Origin of the sequence: Rhodococcus sp. FH8 (assembly GCF_019266085.1) — a bacterium.
In the GTDB taxonomy this organism is placed as follows: Bacteria; Actinomycetota; Actinomycetes; order Mycobacteriales; family Mycobacteriaceae; genus Rhodococcus_F; species Rhodococcus_F qingshengii.
The window spans coordinates 648,095-665,242 of the sequence record NZ_LPNQ01000057.1 but is presented as its reverse complement, the minus strand read 5'-3'; the positions used below and the strand labels follow the sequence as shown (position 1 = coordinate 665,242).

The 17,148-nt window shown below is 61.4% G+C and carries 21 protein-coding genes; 9 read left to right on the top strand and 12 right to left on the bottom strand.

Annotation, left to right across the window (positions count from 1 at the left end):
• Window positions 1–42 precede the first annotated feature (42 nt).
• The 3 genes from ATN38_RS05835 to ATN38_RS05825 all read right to left on the bottom strand — a co-directional run bounded on the left by ATN38_RS05835 (window position 43) and on the right by ATN38_RS05825 (window position 3,421).
• The gene (locus tag ATN38_RS05835; RefSeq protein ID WP_007733571.1) at window positions 43–924 is read right to left on the bottom strand and encodes a shikimate dehydrogenase; all 882 of its coding nucleotides are present in this window, start codon (window positions 922–924) and stop codon (window positions 43–45) included.
• A 63-nt stretch (window positions 925–987) separates the two neighbouring features.
• A complete protein-coding gene (locus tag ATN38_RS05830; RefSeq protein ID WP_007733570.1) occupies window positions 988–2,364 on the bottom strand; it encodes an MFS transporter in 1,377 nt (458 codons plus the stop codon).
• A 139-nt stretch (window positions 2,365–2,503) separates the two neighbouring features.
• Window positions 2,504–3,421, bottom strand: coding sequence for a LysR family transcriptional regulator (locus ATN38_RS05825; protein ID WP_039973351.1), 918 nt, complete (start codon window positions 3,419–3,421; stop codon window positions 2,504–2,506).
• A 134-nt stretch (window positions 3,422–3,555) separates the two neighbouring features.
• Here ATN38_RS05825 and ATN38_RS05820 point away from each other — a divergent pair, with 134 nt between their 5' ends.
• Window positions 3,556–4,248 (top strand): SDR family NAD(P)-dependent oxidoreductase, encoded by a 693-nt coding sequence (locus tag ATN38_RS05820; protein WP_064444223.1) that lies wholly within the window; start codon window positions 3,556–3,558, stop codon window positions 4,246–4,248.
• A 22-nt stretch (window positions 4,249–4,270) separates the two neighbouring features.
• Here the strand turns inward: ATN38_RS05820 and ATN38_RS05815 are convergent, their stop codons facing one another.
• Window positions 4,271–5,044, bottom strand: coding sequence for a hypothetical protein (locus ATN38_RS05815; protein WP_064443837.1), 774 nt, complete (start codon window positions 5,042–5,044; stop codon window positions 4,271–4,273).
• 105 nt (window positions 5,045–5,149) lie between these two features.
• On the opposite strand from ATN38_RS05815, the gene ATN38_RS05810 reads away from it, so the two are divergent.
• Entirely contained in the window at window positions 5,150–5,977 is an 828-nt protein-coding gene (locus ATN38_RS05810) for a crotonase/enoyl-CoA hydratase family protein (protein WP_003939849.1), read from the top strand.
• Window positions 5,974–7,512 (top strand): AMP-binding protein, encoded by a 1,539-nt coding sequence (locus ATN38_RS05805; protein WP_218747714.1) that lies wholly within the window; start codon window positions 5,974–5,976, stop codon window positions 7,510–7,512. Before ATN38_RS05810 ends, ATN38_RS05805 begins: the two co-directional genes overlap by 4 nt.
• On the opposite strand, the gene ATN38_RS05800 is transcribed toward ATN38_RS05805, so the two are convergent.
• Window positions 7,505–8,137, bottom strand: coding sequence for an alpha-ketoglutarate-dependent dioxygenase AlkB (locus ATN38_RS05800; protein ID WP_218747713.1), 633 nt, complete (start codon window positions 8,135–8,137; stop codon window positions 7,505–7,507). The genes ATN38_RS05805 and ATN38_RS05800 overlap by 8 nt on opposite strands.
• A gap of 147 nt (window positions 8,138–8,284) precedes the next feature.
• Between ATN38_RS05800 and ATN38_RS05795 the strand changes: the two genes are divergently transcribed.
• The gene (locus ATN38_RS05795) at window positions 8,285–8,701 is read left to right on the top strand and encodes a hypothetical protein (protein WP_007733561.1); all 417 of its coding nucleotides are present in this window, start codon (window positions 8,285–8,287) and stop codon (window positions 8,699–8,701) included.
• Window positions 8,702–8,795: 94 nt separating this feature from the next.
• Here the strand turns inward: ATN38_RS05795 and ATN38_RS05790 are convergent, their stop codons facing one another.
• The gene (locus ATN38_RS05790; RefSeq protein WP_020970523.1) at window positions 8,796–9,023 is read right to left on the bottom strand and encodes a hypothetical protein; all 228 of its coding nucleotides are present in this window, start codon (window positions 9,021–9,023) and stop codon (window positions 8,796–8,798) included.
• 248 nt (window positions 9,024–9,271) lie between these two features.
• Between ATN38_RS05790 and ATN38_RS05785 the strand changes: the two genes are divergently transcribed.
• Together ATN38_RS05785 and ATN38_RS05780 are read left to right on the top strand one after the other, a co-directional pair.
• Window positions 9,272–10,063, top strand: a complete 792-nt coding sequence (locus tag ATN38_RS05785; RefSeq protein ID WP_073512651.1) for a MerR family transcriptional regulator — start codon at window positions 9,272–9,274, stop codon at window positions 10,061–10,063.
• An 83-nt stretch (window positions 10,064–10,146) separates the two neighbouring features.
• Window positions 10,147–10,608: a hypothetical protein gene (locus ATN38_RS05780; RefSeq protein WP_218747712.1), complete on the top strand. Its 462-nt coding sequence runs from the start codon at window positions 10,147–10,149 to the stop codon at window positions 10,606–10,608.
• A 53-nt stretch (window positions 10,609–10,661) separates the two neighbouring features.
• Here the strand turns inward: ATN38_RS05780 and ATN38_RS05775 are convergent, their stop codons facing one another.
• Window positions 10,662–11,036 (bottom strand): hypothetical protein, encoded by a 375-nt coding sequence (locus tag ATN38_RS05775; RefSeq protein WP_003940551.1) that lies wholly within the window; start codon window positions 11,034–11,036, stop codon window positions 10,662–10,664.
• A gap of 136 nt (window positions 11,037–11,172) precedes the next feature.
• Here ATN38_RS05775 and ATN38_RS05770 point away from each other — a divergent pair, with 136 nt between their 5' ends.
• A complete protein-coding gene (locus ATN38_RS05770) occupies window positions 11,173–11,541 on the top strand; it encodes a hypothetical protein (protein WP_054825539.1) in 369 nt (122 codons plus the stop codon).
• 22 nt (window positions 11,542–11,563) lie between these two features.
• Here the strand turns inward: ATN38_RS05770 and ATN38_RS05765 are convergent, their stop codons facing one another.
• The 3 genes from ATN38_RS05765 to ATN38_RS05755 form a co-directional block, all read right to left on the bottom strand.
• Window positions 11,564–12,709, bottom strand: a complete 1,146-nt coding sequence (locus tag ATN38_RS05765) for a HoxN/HupN/NixA family nickel/cobalt transporter (RefSeq protein WP_165639076.1) — start codon at window positions 12,707–12,709, stop codon at window positions 11,564–11,566.
• Window positions 12,710–12,849: 140 nt separating this feature from the next.
• Window positions 12,850–13,179, bottom strand: coding sequence for a branched-chain amino acid transporter permease (locus ATN38_RS05760; protein WP_003940007.1), 330 nt, complete (start codon window positions 13,177–13,179; stop codon window positions 12,850–12,852).
• A complete protein-coding gene (locus ATN38_RS05755; RefSeq protein WP_003940360.1) occupies window positions 13,172–13,909 on the bottom strand; it encodes an AzlC family ABC transporter permease in 738 nt (245 codons plus the stop codon). The genes ATN38_RS05760 and ATN38_RS05755 overlap by 8 nt, the downstream gene beginning before the upstream one ends.
• 79 nt (window positions 13,910–13,988) lie before the next feature.
• On the opposite strand from ATN38_RS05755, the gene ATN38_RS05750 reads away from it, so the two are divergent.
• Window positions 13,989–14,429 carry an Lrp/AsnC family transcriptional regulator gene (locus ATN38_RS05750; protein WP_020970517.1) on the top strand — a complete coding sequence of 147 codons (441 nt, stop codon included), beginning with the start codon at window positions 13,989–13,991 and terminating at the stop codon, window positions 14,427–14,429.
• A gap of 57 nt (window positions 14,430–14,486) precedes the next feature.
• Complete coding sequence (locus ATN38_RS05745; protein WP_218747711.1) at window positions 14,487–14,912, top strand: VOC family protein; 426 nt, start codon at window positions 14,487–14,489, stop codon at window positions 14,910–14,912.
• On the opposite strand, the gene ATN38_RS05740 is transcribed toward ATN38_RS05745, so the two are convergent.
• Both ATN38_RS05740 and ATN38_RS05735 read right to left on the bottom strand, forming a co-directional pair.
• A complete protein-coding gene (locus tag ATN38_RS05740) occupies window positions 14,909–15,919 on the bottom strand; it encodes an AraC family transcriptional regulator (RefSeq protein WP_030535335.1) in 1,011 nt (336 codons plus the stop codon). The genes ATN38_RS05745 and ATN38_RS05740 overlap by 4 nt on opposite strands.
• Window positions 15,916–17,106 (bottom strand): pyridoxal phosphate-dependent aminotransferase, encoded by a 1,191-nt coding sequence (locus tag ATN38_RS05735; RefSeq protein WP_209920524.1) that lies wholly within the window; start codon window positions 17,104–17,106, stop codon window positions 15,916–15,918. The genes ATN38_RS05740 and ATN38_RS05735 overlap by 4 nt, the downstream gene beginning before the upstream one ends.
• Window positions 17,107–17,148: the final 42 nt, after the last annotated feature.

Sequence of the window (17,148 nt, the reverse complement as noted above, 5' to 3'; positions counted from 1 at the left end):
GTGCTCCTGGTACTTCGCGAGAAAGTAGGTGTTCGGTTGTGCTCATGCGCGTGCCGTCTCGGAGAGCAGCTCGCTCAGATGGCTGCGCATGCGATCCGTATCGGCTTCGACACCCGTCAGGAGTGTGAAGGTGTCAGAGGCTTGAGCCACCAGCATCTGGCCGCCGTCGAGGACTCGACATCCGAGAGTAATTGCAGCGTCGAGCAATTCGGTGCGCATCGGCCGATAGACGATGTCCGCAACCCACAAGCCCGCGTGGAGCGCCGCGGGGTCGAACGGAGTTCCGGGATGGCCGACCATCCCGATCGGAGATGCGTTGACGACGCCGTCGCACGTAGTCAGGTTGACGGCGATCTCATCGATCGCCAAAGCCGTTGTGCGCGTGCCAGGGAAGGCCGAGGCGACGCGAGAACACACATCGGCAGCGCGAGCGGGATCAATATCTGCGATGCGAAGATCCGTGGTGCCGGCGGCGGCGAGTGCGTATGCCACAGCGGAACCCGCCCCTCCTGCCCCGGCAAGCACCACTCGGTCCAAGGCGGCGTCGGGCAAACCGCGCTGCAGTGCTGTGAGGAATCCGCTGTGGTCGGTGTTGTGGCCGATCAAACGGCCGTTGTCGACCACAACCGTGTTGACGGCACCGAGCAACCGCGCGTTGTCGGACAGCTCGTCGAGCGCGTCCACGACAACCTGCTTGCACGGGTGGGTGATGTTCAGTCCGGTGAAATCGCCCGCGACGGCGCCACGCACCACCTCACCGGTTTTCTCGACCGAGATGTTCAGGTTCTCGAGATCTACCAGTTCGTAGCTGTAATCGTCGAGTCCCAGTGCTGCTGCTTCGTGTGCGTGCAACGCGGGCGAGAGTGAGGTGGCGATACCCGACCCGACAAGGCCGATACGGTGACGTGTGTATTCGGTGGTCATGACATTCTCCTGCATAAGTGGGGACGGCCCCTCGCGGCAATTCAGCGCGAGGGGCCGGTCCGGTCAAGCGTTATTGCTGGTGAGCTCTGAGTCCTGCTTGATCGGCAGGCTCGGCTTCGGTTGGCCCAGTTCTGCTGTGGGCGTGCGGTACGTTTCCGGTCCGGTCATTGCCGCGATGGCGGAGACGACGGCGAAGCCCAGGCACATCCAGGCAACCGGTGTCCAGTTGCTCTTGTCTCCGGCTGAAATCGCCTGAGCGATAGCCGGTGTGAAGCCGGCAACAAGGAGTCCGAGCATGAGGCTGACGGCCATTCCGGTGTATCGGACCTTCGCGGGGAACTGCTCCGGGAAGTACGCCGGGTACGTGCCGTTGGGCATGGCGTAGAAGATGCCGATCATGACGATTCCCGAAGCGAAGACCATGGGGACGCTTTGGGTTCCGATCGAATGGAAGAAGACGAAGATCATCAGGCCGGCTCCGATCGCGCCGACGACGAAGATGGGCTTGCGTCCGTAGCGATCCGAGAGGATGCCGAACAGCGGCTGAGTCAGTACGGCAACAAAATTGGCGGTCGCGATTGCCCACAGCATCGTGGAGCGCTCGAAGCCGGATTCGACGGCGTACGCCAGGGCGAAGACGTTGACGATGGTGTTGATCATCGCGAAGGTCGAGCTCATGCTGATACGGATCACGGTGCGCCAGTGCGAGCGGAACATCTCGACGACGGGAATTCCGGCCGTCTCGTCCTGTTCCTTGAGTTCCTCGAATACCTCCGGCTCATCCAGGGCGCGACGTAGCCACAGCGCGACGACGGTCACGATGATGCTGAGCCAGAAGGGAACTCGCCAACCCCACGAGTAGAGGTCTTCGTCGGGCAGGCTCGCCACTGGGATGAATACCAGGCTGGAGACGACGATGCCGAACATGATCCCGCTCATGGTGAACGAGGTGAAGAACGAACGACGGTGATCAGGTGCGTGTTCGAGCGTCAGTGCCGAAGAGCCGGGTGATTCACCGCCCGCAGAGAGCCCTTGAAGAAGGCGAAGCAAGACGAGAATGATCGGCGCGGCGATGCCGATCTGGTCGTAGGTCGGCAGGCAACCGACGATGACCGTCGCAACACCCATGAGGAGCAGGCAGGCGAGAAGCGCGTTCTTGCGTCCGTACCGATCGCCGAGGTGTCCCCAAAGCACCGCGCCGAGCGGGCGGGCGACGTAGGCGACACCTAAGGTGCTGATCGAGAGCAGGGTTGCCGTTGATCCGCCGCCGGGGAAGAAGATCTTGGGGAACACCAGCGCGGCCGCGGAGCCGTAGATGAAGAAGTCGTAGTACTCGAGGGTGCTGCCGAGGAAGCCCGAAACGGCGGCGCGGCGCGCATTCGAATTCGGGTGCTCCGCAGTGGAGTGCGTGGAACCGGTGGAGGTGATCGGTGGTGCCATGTGAAGTCCTTTCGTCCCGATGGGCCGGCCGTGGCGGCACGTTTGGTGATGCACCACGCATCGGTGACGTCCCTCACCTTTCGGCGGCTGAGACGACAGTGCCACGAAGGACTATGGCGCGTCCAACACTAAATGAGTCTCAGATAATGACGTTTTTGGTCTCAATCTCCGGCGTCGGCAGAATTTCCTCGGATGTCTCCAATGCGACGGCGAGCGCATCGGTCATGTGCCGCGGTGACCAGGCAATTCCGTGATTCATGAACGTCGGCTCGCCGGTGAGTGGGACGAACACACTGCCAGGTGGGGTGATAGCAGCCATACCGGACGTCATCAGCGCTACACCGACGCCGGCGGCAACGAGCATCAGGATCATGTACGGATCGGTGATCTCCTGAACCACGCGAGGCCTGAAGTCTGCGTTGATGCAGGCGCGCATCGCGGTTTCCTGGAGGGCCGAGCCGGCCGAGAGCGGGGTGGTCACGAATCCGTCGTCGGCCAATTCGCGGAGGTCGATCGCGTCCCTCTCTGCGAGGGGATGGTCGATCGGAAGCACAGCGCCGAATGCCTCCCGTCGGATCAGCCGGGTAGACAGTGATGCGGATTCCACGGGTAGTCCGACGAAGGCGAGATCGAGGGCGCCGCTCTCGAGTTGGATGACCGCGTCGCGCGTCATGATCCGGCCGAGGAGTGTCAGTTCGACTTCCGGATAACGCTGACGCAACGCGCGTGTCAGTGGCGGAAGTGCTTGATAGTTGAGCACTCCGGTGAACCCGATTGTGACTCGTCCGTAGACGCCTCCCGACGACGCGCGCGTAGCGTGTCGTGCCGTCTCCATGTTCTCGATGACGCGATAGGCGTGGGGGAGAAAGGCATGTCCGCCGGATGTGAGTGCGACGCTGCGAGTGCTTCGTTCGAACAACTTGACGCCGATGTCCTTTTCGAGCTTTCGGATCATCTGGCTGAGCGGCGACTGGGCCATCTGGAGCCGTGATGCGGCCCGCCCGAAGTGAAGTTCTTCCGCAACCGCGACAAACGCGTGCAACCAGCGGGTTTCCATCGGCAAGGCCTCCAGGTATTTGACGTTGACAACAAACGCCATATATTCAGAATTTCTACACAGTGTGACGGCAATTATGCCTGTTTGCAACATAAATTGAGTGCGTAGCGCACAGAAACTCAGGAGTGAATGCGATGCAGGGTTACCCAGAGGGTGTCACAGCGCTCGTTACCGGCGGTGCGAGCGGAATCGGCGCCGCCAGTGCAAAGCTGTTGACGGAGAGGGGAGTTCGGGTGGTAACGGCAGATCTTGCCGAAGGCGCGGACGAACAACTCGACGTGAGTGATCCGACAGCAGTCGATGCGCTTCGAACCAGGCTCCGCAGAGTCGACATCTTGATCAACAGTGCGGGAATCGTAGGACCATCAGCGCCACTCGTCGACGTCGACCTCGCGGCTTGGCAGCGTACGTTCCGCATCAACGTCGAAGGGACATTCCTGATGTGCCGGGCGTTCGTGCCGGGGATGGTTGCGTCGGGGTGGGGGAGGGTCGTCAACCTCGCAAGTATTGCGGCCAAGGACGGAAACCCGAATCAGAGTGCATATTCCGCGTCCAAAGCGGCCGTCGTCGCGCTGACGAAATCACTCGGCAAAGAGGTCGCCACCACCGGTGTGCTGGTCAACGCGATAGCTCCGGCGGCCGTGGAAAGTCCTATGAATGCCGGCACCGATCCGGCCATCCTCGCCCGTTCGCAGTCTTTGACGCCGATGGCGCGAATGGGGAGGGCCGACGAGATTGCCGAACTGATCTCCTGGCTGTCGTCGTCGGCGGTAAGTTACTCGACCGGCGCCGTGTACGACGCCAGCGGCGGCCGTGCAACATACTGAATTACCTTCTGGGAGAAATCGATCAGAACCGGAGCAGTGACTGCCACAGTTCGCGAGATGCGTCCTGGTACTCGAGCATGTGCGAGATCAGTTCGCGCAGTGGCTGTGTCGGTTCGAGTTCTTCCGGAAGGAGCGGATTGCGCACGATGACCGCGATCACCGCGCTGCCCAGAGCAAGTGATTCGCGGGCCGCCTCCTCGCGACTGATTGTCGCCAGGCGTGTTTGCGCCTGTGTGAGTGCTTCACGGGCCTCGGCGATGTCGGCCAACAGTGCTTCCGAGTTCCAGAGTGTGCGGATTGTCGAATCATCCTCGGGGGCAAGGTGAGCGATTTCCATGACGGCCGATTCGGGGGCGGCGCCGAGTCGGCGGAGAGTGCGGCGGGCGCTGTCCGTGCCGCCGAGGAGATTGTTCGGACGGACTGCGAGTGTGGGCTTCCACTCCTCGTAACCCGCCAGTCGCAGCGCTTGATCGTGCCGGCGGGCGGCAGTGCGGTCGCTTCGTTTGAGCCCCGAGTGCTCGACGGCGATCCAGGTACCGTCCCAGGGGCGTATGCGATCGGTACGAGTTCGCCACCCCTCGACCTCGCTGTAGGTGGGGATGCCGTCCGGGTTGAGGACGTACGTTCCACGAGCGGTACGACGCAGTTTGTTCTCGCGGCACAGTCGGCCCGCTGCCACGCGAATGCTTGATGCGCTGACGCCGACGATCTCGCCGGCCCGGGTCAGCACAGCGGTGCTGAACTCGGTGTCCGGGCTCGCTGTTGCGAGGTCCAGCACAACTCGGGTTGCGGACATTCCTCGATCAGTTTGTAACAACTTTTGAACAACTCCTGACAAATTCTGTTACAAGTGGCATGGTGGGTACCGGGAAACCTTATCCGCGAGCAGTGAGGAAATATCGTGACCGACTCCGATCGACCAGGTGGCGATGTCTATGTGGAGCGTGACGGTGGCGTCACTGTCATCGTGATGAATCGCCCTGATCGCAAGAATGCGGTGGACGGGCCGATGGCGGCGCAGTTGCGTGATGCCTTCCTGGAATTCGAGTCGGACGAGAGTCAGAAGGTGGCAATTCTGTGGGGTGCGGGCGGCACATTTTGTGCCGGTGCGGATTTGACCGCAGTCTCCGACCCCGCGCGCGTGCACGAGTTGCATCCGGAAGGCGGCGGCACCGGCCCGATGGGGCCGAGTCGGTTGGTGTTGTCCAAACCATTGATCGCCGCCGTCAGTGGATACGCAGTGGCCGGAGGGCTCGAGCTTTCATTGCTCGCGGACCTGAGGATCTGCGAGGAGGATTCCGTGTTCGGAGTCTTCTGCCGGCGCTGGGGAGTTCCTCTCATCGACGGCGGGACCGTGCGACTGCCGCGAATCGTCGGGCAGGGGCGAGCGCTCGACATGATCTTGACCGGTCGCCCGGTCGACGCTTCGGAGGCGTTGGCCTTCGGACTGGCCAATCGTGTTGTTCCAGTGGGGCAGTCACTCCAGGTAGCCAAGGAGCTTGCGCACCAGTTGTCCGCTTTCCCACAACTCTGCATGCTCGCGGATCGCGCATCGGCCTACCGATCTTTTGATCTACCACTTGCCGAAGCACTGCGCGCCGAGGGTGTCGCAGGAAATCCCATTGTCATCGCCGAAGGTGTGCGCGGCGCTGCTGCGTTCGCCGCGGGCGCCGGCCGGCACGGCCGATTCGAGAACAACCCGAATTCGAACGAGGAAACTGAACCATGATGCCCGTAACCCGAGATCTGATCGCCCGTGGTGCGCGACAGCACGGACCGCGAACAGCCGTCGTCTTCGGCGATCGATCGATGACGTTCACGGAAGTGGACGAACTCAGCAGCCGATTGGCGCATACATTCATCGCGCTCGGTATCGGGCGTGGCGCACGGGTTGCGTTGCTGGTCAACAACTCTCTTGCCAGCGTGCCTGTCGATTTTGCGTGTGTCAAAGCCGGCATCAACAGGGTTCCGCTCAACTCGCGACTCTCGCTCGACGAGCACGCACGAATGCTCGAGGACACCGACACCTCGCACGTCGTTTTCGGTACTGACCTTGCCGGCCGAGCTGCTGAACTGTCCGCCAGGTTCCCGGATCGGACGTTCGTCGGGCTGGAAACAGGTGCGGAGGGGCAGCTTTCGCTGTTGGATCGAGCACAGGGCATGTCTTCGGCCACTCCGGACGTCGAGGTAGATCCCGACGACGTGATCCTGACGCTGTTCACTTCCGGGACCACGGGAACGCTGAAGGCCGCGCAGCACACTCAGCGCAGCTACGCCGGAATCTGCCGCAATGTTCTGCTCAATCTGCTTCCGGCGACTCAGGACGACACGATGTTGCACGCAGCATCACTGATTCACGCCAGCGGTGTCTTCGTGCTTCCATTCTGGCTCCGTGGCGGTAAGACCGTCATCCTCCCCGGTTTCGACCCGTCGACCTTCTTGGACTCGATAACCGAGCATCGGGCTACGGCAATCAATCTGGTGCCGACGATGATTCAGATGCTCCTCGAACGCCCTGATTTTGCGAGCGCAGACATCTCGAGTCTGAAATCCGTGATCTACGGTGCGTCGCCGATGCCGCTGGCCACCATCGAACGTGCAATGCAGGCGTGGGGGCAACACCGTTTTCTCCAGTACTACGGGCAGACCGAGGCACCGCTGTGTATTGCAGTCTTACGGCCCGAAGATCACACGGAAGATCGCCTGCTGTCCTGTGGTCAGCCGGCCATCGACGTCGAGATCAGGCTGCTCGACGGCGAGGGAAACGAAGTGCCCCAGGGAGAACCGGGTGAAATCGTGATCCGCTCGCCATCGGCGATCGCCGGATACTTCAATGCACCGGAACTGAATGCGGACACCTTCACCGAAGACGGCTGGGTTCACACCCGTGACATCGGTCAGTTCGACGCCGAAGGATTCTTGTTCTTGAAGGACCGAGCTTCGGACATGAGCATCAGCGGCGGATACAACGTCTACCCCCGTGAAGTCGAGGATGCACTCCTGACGCATCCGTCTGTCCGTGAGGTCGCCGTGGTGGGTACCGCCGACGCCAAGTGGGTGGAGGCGGTCACGGCTGTGGTGGTGCTCGAGGACGGGACCGTCGAAAACGACGTACTGCAAGCATCATTGGTCGCGCACGTCGGCGAGCGACTGGCGTCGTACAAGAAGCCGCGTCGGGTTGTTTTCGCAGAATCCATACCGAAGACGGCCGTCGGCAAGCTCAATCGGAAGGCGCTGCGAGACGAACTCCGCGACGCTATCTAACTCCGCGAGTGCGGAATTGAACGCTGATTCTCGGCCCGAGGGCCCGCGCACTCTTCGGGACACAGTGTTCCCACGTGCGTTGGCAGGATCCGCCCATGACGAGTAGATCTACGTGTCCGAGATTGAAGCGGATGGATTCGCCGCCCCCACGAGGGCGCAATAGGAGCGGGCGAGCCGCACCGAGAGACAGGATGGCCACCATCGTGTCCTCGGTGCGACTTCGTCCCGTATCGTCCCCGTGCCAGGCAACGCTGTCGGAACCGTCGCGATAGAAACAGAGACCCGACGTGGCGAATGGTTCGCCGAGTTCGTCGAAGTAGTGACTGCTCAGCGCGTCTTTGGCTTCGGTGAGAAGTGCGTCCGGCAGTGGTTGATTCTCTGCGTAGAAACACACCAGACGAGGGACGTCGACAACGCGGTCGTACATCTGACGCCGTTCGGAACGCCACGGCACCGTAGCTTCCAGATTGTCGAACACGGCCTCCGATCCGGTCAGCCAGGCCGGGCGATGGTCGACCCATGCGCCGGCGGTGAGGATACGTCTCTGCACCGTGCCCTCGAGATCGCCCAAAGAGACGCCCAGGTCACCGTTGTCGAACAGAGACGGTTGCATCGTGGCGGTCATAGACTCCACCGTACACCGAAATCGAACATATGTTCCCATGAAATTTGATTGCAGTGCTGGACGGCTGTTCATCCTTGCTGGGTGATGTCCGGCGGCGTGAACCTTTGAATACTGTTCTCACGCTATTTCGCCGAAGAAGGGGATGTCATGACTGCTCCGCACCAATCTCATGCGAACCATCCTGTCCGACAAGGCTTTGCCATCGGGACCACGGTGGCGGCAGCATGCCTGCTCTTCGTCGCGGGAATCGTCGCGTTGCTGCAGGGCATCGCGGCTCTCGCGGACAACGATCTGCTGATCGTCGGAGTCAATTACACCTTCGAATTCGATGTCACGACATGGGGTTGGATCCACATCGTGCTCGGAATCATCGGCATCGCGGTGTCGCTGGGATTGTTCGTCGGCATGGCGTGGGCCCGCGGGATGGCATTCGTCATCGCGGCACTTTCGATCGTGGCGAATTTCCTGTGGATGCCGTACTACCCGCTGTGGTCGATCGTGATCATCGCCCTCGACGTCGCTGTGATCTGGGCCGTCGCGACCTGGCGACCTGACGAGGTGTGATCCTCTGACCGAAGTGAGTGGTTCACCTGCGGTAGGTGAACCACTCACTTCGCTGTGTCCGGGCCTCCACGGTTGGCCTCATCCCTACGCGACGTCAGCGCCGTTTCGGTGACTCGCGATCCTGGTTCTCGCGCGGACGCATGTCCTTCGTCGATCGGTGTGGGAAGCCGTGGATCATCGAGCAAGAGATCCAGCAGATCACTACCGTTGCGATTCCGAGTCCGATCGACGCGAATGGTTCCTGCGTGGCCAGCCAGACGCTCAGTCCGATTGCCGTCCCGACGATCAGAATCAGGATGGTGTCGAGTCGTGTCGTTTGCATCGAAATCATCGCCTGGCACAGATTGTTTTCGGCGGCCCGCTGGTTTTGGCGGCCCGCCACCCGGCGAGTGACAGCCGGGGGCAGACCTTGCGCGGCTGACCCCTCGCTCTGGAAATCGCCGCCGCAAGTGATCAATACCCGCGAAATTCGTCTGCGAAACTCCTCACAGGAAGAACAGGACCTTATGCCTCAAGGCCCGACATGCCGGGCCTTGACTATGACGTAGCGTCATAGTTAATGCTGTTCGTATGCGAATCAGCGACGTGGCCAGTGCGGCAGGCACCACTCCGCGGACCGTTCGGCACTATCACCGACTGGGGTTGCTGGCCGAGCCGAGACGACTGTCCAACGGTTACAGAACTTACGAACTTCCCGATCTGGTCAGGCTGATGCGCATTCGTTGGCTCACCGCCGCCGGCATTCCACTCGGATCCATTGCCGCGATGATCGAACCGACGCCGATCGATGCACGAGAACCGGACGACTTCGCCGAAGATCTTTCCTCCTTGATCGCGGAGATAGACCGGAAACAACGAGTCCTCGCAGACCAGCGAGTGCGCCTCCAGGAAATGCTCTCGGCGCGAGGCGCCGGCCGGGTGGTCTCGCCGCTTCCGGTGGAGTTGCTGTCTGCGTTCGACGAGTTGATCGCGTCGTCCCCGACGGATTCGGTTCGGCGTCTGTTCGAGCGTGAACGCGACATGTGGGAATTGGTGGCGATCTCGGGAGCAGCGCCACACGAACTGTTCTCCACGGCTGCGCGATTGCTGTCCGACGAGGGCGACCGGAAGAGAATTGTCGATCTGTACCGTCGTTTCGCCGCTCTGGCTGGGCGCGAGGTAGCCGAGGTTGCAGACGAGATCGCGTACTTGTCGGACGAACTGGAGGAATCACTGGACGGGGTGCTCGGCGATGTGTACGCAGACGGAGACTCTGCAGGTGTCGGCTTTTCGGTCGCGATCGCGGATCTGGTGCCTGATCCAGCGCAACGTGAAGTGGTCGCGCGCGTCGCAACACGTCTCATGTCAGGCGGTACGGCGTGATCCGATCACTGTGGTTGCTCTCGACGGGCAGGAGAGACGGAGGTTCCAGTGATACAGCGACTTTCGGATACGCGAAGGGAACCATGTCGATACCGGTGGCATTTGTCGCGGCGAGTGTGATCGAGGCCGTGGCGATTCACTTCCTGGTGCCGTGGCAGTGGCTTCGCGTCATGCTGCTCGTTGCAACGGTGTTGTCGCTGATTGCGATTGGCGGTTGGCTTGCCGGACGCGTCGTGCACCCACATCTCGTGTCCGCTCGAACGGTGGTGTTTCGTTGCGGCACGGGCGTTCGTGTCGAGGTGGACCGATCACGGATTTCGCGGGTGAGCATGGTCCGAAGATTCGGTGAGACCGCAAACGCGATTGTCGACGACTGCCTGGTTCTACCGGGGCCCGACGGCACTGCCGTGGACGTCGGGTTCGACCGACCCGTCTCGGTCACGCTCCCGAAACGGCTGTCGAAGGCCACTCCCACCACGATCGGTGGGCTGCGGTTGCATGTCGACCAACCCGGCGAATTCTGTGCAGCGTTGTCGCGGGACTGAACTCGCAAAGATCGTCTGGAGTCGGTCAGAGCGGAGACCTAGATGGAAGACCTTCAGGGAATCGGCTCGACAACCAGCCACTGCACCGTGCCACCGACATTCCATAGTGCGTCGGGGTTGTCGAGCGAGGCCGCGTACGTTGTCGCGGCTTGGTCGCCGGCGATCTCACCGCTCTCGCCCGACGGCGGGTTGGGCTCGAGGAATTCGGAGGGGTGCGGGCCTGGCCATGCAGGCACGTCGAACGGGGAAATGCTGGTGTCGATGAGGCCAGGTCGATGCACGGTCACCCGGTCGGGAACTTGCTTGGTTTCCGCCGCCACGGCGATGCCTGGTCCTTCGGCAGCTTCGCCGTCGCCGCCACCGCAGCCTGCCACTGCAAGAACAAGTCCCGTGATTGCCACACCCACTACCGCATGACGTATCCGCACCGTTTTCTCCTAGCCGGGGCTCACCCCGTTCGAACTCCACTATTGCATCTCGCCAACTCCGCGGGATGCGTCTTTCGATAAATGTGGGAAACGCACTGAATGTGCTCGACAGGAGAATTGGATTGTACTGTGAGCCATGCCGACCCTGCTTCGACGTGCAATCAAGATCGGCGCGGTAGCGCTGGCAACGATTGTGGTGGCGGCCTACCTGTATCTGGCCTTCACTTATCGCAGCGCTGATGTCTTTGCGCCGCCAGGGCGCATCGAGTCTCTCGGCCGGACCTACCTGATCAGCAATTTCCCGCCGCGCACTCGTGAAGATCTCGAACAGCGATTCGCGCAGGGCCATCGTGAGCAGTACACCTTGGAACAAGTGAGTTCCGTATTTCCGTGGCGCGCTGTCTACCAGTGGCAGAACGACCAGATCCGCGGCCAGGCGACGTCGAGCGCGTACCTGAAATGGGGCGAGACGTACATCAGCTATTCGCTTTCGGGTGGCCCATGATTCTGCGTAGACCGAGTCGAACTCACATCGCTTCGTCTGCTGTCGCTCGTCGGGCTACTGCTGCACCGGACTGAGCCTGCCACCGTTCTTCGATGCGGCCGTACCGCCACACGAGGAGGGCGATCAGCCAGGTGACAACAAAGAGTCCGACGATGATGAAGCCCATCGCGCCGAGATCCAAGTTCCCGATTGCGCCGAGAATCCCGTCGTGGATGTCGAGTTTGTCGGTGAAGATCGAGATGATTTCCTGGGACCCGATCAGCAGGGCGACTGCCACCGAGAGTCCGGTGATCACCATGTTGTAGTAGATCTTTCGGACCGGCTGAGCAAATGCCCAACCGTAGGCGAAATTCATGAACGATCCGTCGATCGAGTCGAAAAGCGACATCCCGGCGCAGAAGAGGATCGGCAGAACGAGGATCGAATACCACGGGAGCCCTGTCGCCGCCGCGCCGCCGGCGATCACCAACAGCCCGACTTCGGTGACGGTGTCGAATCCCAATCCGAACAGTAGGCCGACCGGGTACATGTGCCAGGGCTTGCGAACCATCTTCATCACCGGGCCCAGAATCTTGTTCAGGGCGCCACGGCTGTCGAGTTCCTTCTCGAGTTGTTCCTCGTCGAAGGTTCCGGCCTTGTACTTCGTGTACACCCGATGAATCCCGATGAGAGAGACAAGGTTCAAGATTCCGATCAAAATCAGGAACGTGCCGGAAATGGTGGTGCCGAACAAGCCGGTCCACTTCTCCAGATCGGAGTTGTCGTCGGAAAGGCTGGTGGCCAGTTGCCGCACACCCAAAGCCAAGAGGGCGACGAGTACGAAGACGATGGTCGAGTGTCCGAGCGAAAACCAGAACCCGACGGACATCGGTTTCTTGCCGTCCGCCACCAACTTCCGAGTGGTGTTGTCGATAGCGGCGATGTGATCGGCGTCGAAAGCATGGCGCATGCCGAGCGTGTACGCCGTTACGCCGAGTCCGACGCCGAAGACACTGCCTTCGATCGTGTAGTGGCCGGGGACAACCAGGCCGAGAAGAACTGCCCACCCGACGACGTTGAGCGCTACGACGGTGACGGTCATCCCGATGATGCTTCGACGCTGGCCTCGATCCAGACTGTGCCAAGCACCGGCGATTCGAGTGCCCGTCGTGGTCATTGTCGTGGACATCGAACCTCACCGATCCTTCAGTCGCGGCCGGCGGCCACGCTACTGAAATCGTATAAGTGTTCAACTGTTCAGATAAGCGCCTGGAGGTTACAAATCACCCATCCGGGGGTAAAACTGCTTTGCTCCCGGATGGGAAATGCTCAGGCGAACACGGTATTGACCAGCGCGACGTAGATCGTCGTTCCGACGACGATGCTCAGGACGGCATTCTTTCGCCAGAGGTGCGCGGCGATCGTGGCGCACACTGCAATCAGTTCGGGTAGGCCATGAGAAGGGGCGGTGATCGACACCCCTTTGAGTGAATACATGACGAGAATCAACATGACGCCTGCCGGCATGTAGATGCCGAGGTAGCCGACCAGGGCGGAGGAGCGCAGCGGCATGAGCGCGGCGAAGGGGATTGCGCGCAGCGCGAAGGTGACCACGGCCATGACTGCGACCGCCGCAAAGATGTACGAGGTGTCAGGCATCGATCTTCGCCTTTCGTGAGTCGTAGACAAAGCGCCCGATCAGGAAGAGCACGAAGGCGCCCATCGCAATTGGCAGCATGTGGTCCGGCGCTGCGAGCCGGGCGACCAGAGCGCAGGTGACCGCGGCGACCGGCACCGCGAATCCGTTTTGTGCGCGAATCGCTTCGATCGAGAGGACGACGAACAACGCCGTCAGGGCGAAGTCGAGGCCGACGATCGAGTCCGGAATCCACTGTCCTGCTGTCGCGCCCAGAATCGCGCCACCGATCCAGTAGCCGTGCAGGTACAGCTGGGAGTAGACGATGACGCGTCCGGTGAGTGCCTTGGGATCGGCAGTTACCGACATCGCATAGGCCTCGTCGGTCAGCGCGAACATGCTGTAGAAGCGGGCGAAGGGGTTGCGAATCTTTTCCAGCGGAAAACTCAAGGCGTAGAACACATGTCGAAAGTTGACCAGCAGTGCGGTCAGAGCGACGTACGGCAGCGGTGTCATGGCCGCGACCATTCCGACCGCGAGAAACTCCAGCGATCCTGCGTAGATCAGCGAGGTGAAAGCGACTGCCCACCAAGGGCTGAGCCCTTGTTGGACCACAAGAACGCCAAGTGCGATCCCAAGTGGGAGCAGGCCGAATCCAACCGGTAGCGACAGCTGGAAGGCGTGCCGCCACGCCGGGGTTCGCGGTGGGAGTTCGACGGCCGGTGCGGCCGTCGACGATGCTGGTTCGATCACGACGCAAATCTATAACAAAGATCGAGGTGATCGATTGCTCAGAATGCCCACATATTGAACAGTGCGCAATAATAGTGCGATGGATGCCATGGATGACGCAATTTTGTTTCACCTACGCCAGGACTCGAGTTTGACCAATACCGAGTTGGCGGATCTGGTGGGTCTGACACCGTCCCCTTGCCTGCGCCGCGTGAAAAAGCTCGAAGCCGACGGAATCATCACCGGGTACCGCGCGATCGTCAGTCAGGAAGCGCTTGGCCGAGGATTTCAAGTGATCGTCACCGCCGAGATCGGAGTCAACGACCAGGCCACCATCGAGGACTTCGAATCCCAGGTCGCCGCCTTCGACGAAGTGATCGAATGTCGGAGATTGTTCGGAATTCCCGACTACTTCATTCGCGTCGCGGTGAAAGATCTCGCGACGTACGAGAACTTCATGGTCACCAAGCTCAGCGGGCTTCCGGCTGTCTCGCGGGTGACATCGTTGATCACCATGAAGACCATCAAGAGTGTCGACTGATGCCCGGGCTCGGCTGAACCTTCACTAGGTGTCGGTGGTCGGCGTTAACGTCGGAACATGGGATACGAATTTCAAGTCACAGTAGATTCGGCACATCCGCACGAACAGGCGAAGTGGTGGGCCGCAGCACTCGGGTGGGCAGCGGAGCCCAGCGACGAAGACTTCATCAGGGGCCTCGTCGCCGCTGGTCACGCCAAGGAATCCGACACCACGACATTCGAGGGAGTCCTCGTCTGGCCCGAAGGTGCGGCCATCAGCGATCCGGAGCATCCCGAACGTCCCCGCGTTCTGTTCCAACTGGTTCCGGAATCGAAGACGGTGAAGAACCGGCTCCATTTCGACATACGAGTGGGCGACAAGCGCGAGGATGTCGCAGCGCACCTCGAGACGGTGGGGGCGACGATCCTGCACCGAGGAGCGCAGGGGCCGAGCGTGTGGATCACGATGACCGATCCCGAAGGAAACGAGTTCTGCGTCAGCTAGCGGTACGAACTCGGAGTGTCGCCGGTCCATCGTTTGAAGGCCCGACGGAAGGCGCTGGGCTCGGAGAACCCCAATCGCGCCGAGAGTACTTCGACGGATTCTCCGCGCCGCAAACCAGCGATGGCTACGTCGCGGAGCACTTCCTCGCGTAGTTGATTCAGTGATGTTCCGTCACGCCGCAGCAGTCGACGCAGATGGGGAACGCTGATCGAGAGCATCTCCGCGATCTCCTCGGCCGTGGAGGTTCGCCCCTTCACCCCGAGTTCCAGGACCCGTCGTACCTGCGCCGACGCAGTGCTGTCGTAATCACGTTCGGACATGAGCTGAATCGGAGATTCTCGGAGGTACTCCTCCAACGTCTCCTCGGTTTGGATGATCGGTGCACGCATGGCCGAGTTGTCGAACTCCAGTGCCGCGCGCTGCGCGCCGAAGGTGACCGGCGCTCCGAAGATGTAGTCGTAGTCCTGCGCCAACCGTGCATCCGGTGCCGAGTACGGAAACTCGACCGCCCGAAGTCGGACGCGCTTTCCGATCAACCATGCGGAAAATCGGTGCAGCAAGATCAGGACGAAATCGGTTGTGACACGTTCTGCGACATCAGGTTCGGCGACGCCTTCGCGAGCTCGGACAGCGAAACTCACCCGAGTGCTTTCCTCGCCCTTTTCGATCGACAGTGGGGCCAGAGCCGGTAGCGCACGGATCACGTCGGACATTCGAGCGAAGGCCGATCCGAGATCAGGGCAATGGATCAACGTCAGGCAGATCAATCGGAAAGTGCCACGGGGGACCGGGGCGGATCCGAGGCCGAACAATTCGTCGTCGGTGATCTGCCACGTGGATTGGATGAACGTGGTGACCTGAGTCGGGGTCAGTCGGGCGCGCGGGTCGGACAGTGTCTCGAGGTCGATCCCGGCAGCGCGCAATGCACCCGACAAATCGACGTCGTTGTCCGGCGAGAACGCGAGATAGCGGTGGACGAATGCGGTCGGGATGGTCCGCGCTGTCATGGGTGCGCTGCTCCTTGGAGCAGGTGGAGACGGCGTGCAGCTTCGGACAGAATGTGGTCCTGCTTGCAGAAGGCGAAGCGCACCAGGTGCTTCCAATCGTCGCGGTTGTCCGCGAACACGTCGACCGGAACGGCCGCGACGCCGATCCGCTCGGGCAGTGCGCGGCAGAAATCTCCCGCATCGGTTTCGCCCAACGGTCTGATGTCGGCAAGGAGGAAGTACGTGCCGCCACCGGAATGCACCGTGAAACCGGCCTCGGTCAGAGCTTTACCGAGCACGTCGCGTTTGCCTTGCAAGCTCTGTCGAAGTTCGACGACCCACGGCTGTTCGTTGGTGAGCGCGTAGGCAACGGCCGGTTGGAACGGTGCACCGGCAACAAATGACATGAACTGCTTGGCGGCACGGACTCCGTCGATGAGTTCGCTCGGGCCGATCGCCCAGCCGGTTTTCCAGCCGGTGACATTGAAAGTCTTTGCGGCACTGGACACCGTGACGGTGCGCTCACGCATGCCCGGGAGCGACGCCATCGGTGTGTGGGTGAGGCCGTCGAAGACCAAGTGCTCGTAGACCTCGTCGCTCAACACGATCAGGTCGCGTTCGCACGCGAGTTCGGCGATCGCTCGAAGTTCGTGATCGGTGAATACGGTGCCGGTGGGGTTGTGAGGACTGTTGACGATCAGCATCTTCGTCTTGGCGGTGATCGCGCCGCGCAATGCATCGAGATCGACCGCAAATCCGTCTCCCGCGGTTACCAACGGAACTGTGCGACGTACAGCGCCTGCCAACGCGACGGATGCAGCGTAGGAGTCGTAGTACGGCTCGATCAGCACTACTTCTTCGCCGGGTTCGACCAGTCCGAGAATCGCAGCACTGATCGCCTCGGTGGCGCCGACGGTGACCAGAACTTCGGAGTCGGGATCACTGTCGAGTCCGTAGCGGATGCGCCGATCCTCCGCGATGGCCTGACGCAAGACGGGCATGCCCGGACCGGGCGGGTATTGATTGACGCCCTCGGCGATGGCTCGGCGCGCTACCTCGAGCATGGCCGCAGGACCGTCGGTATCCGGAAAGCCCTGACCGAGGTTGACCGCGTCGTGAAGTGTGGCCAACGCTGTCATCTCGGCGAAGATCGTGGATGCGAACGGCTGCAGACGCGAGACGGTGCGGTTGCGGGGCGTCGAAGGCATCTTTGCAGCTTAGTCGGCTGACACCGCATCCTCACATCCGCT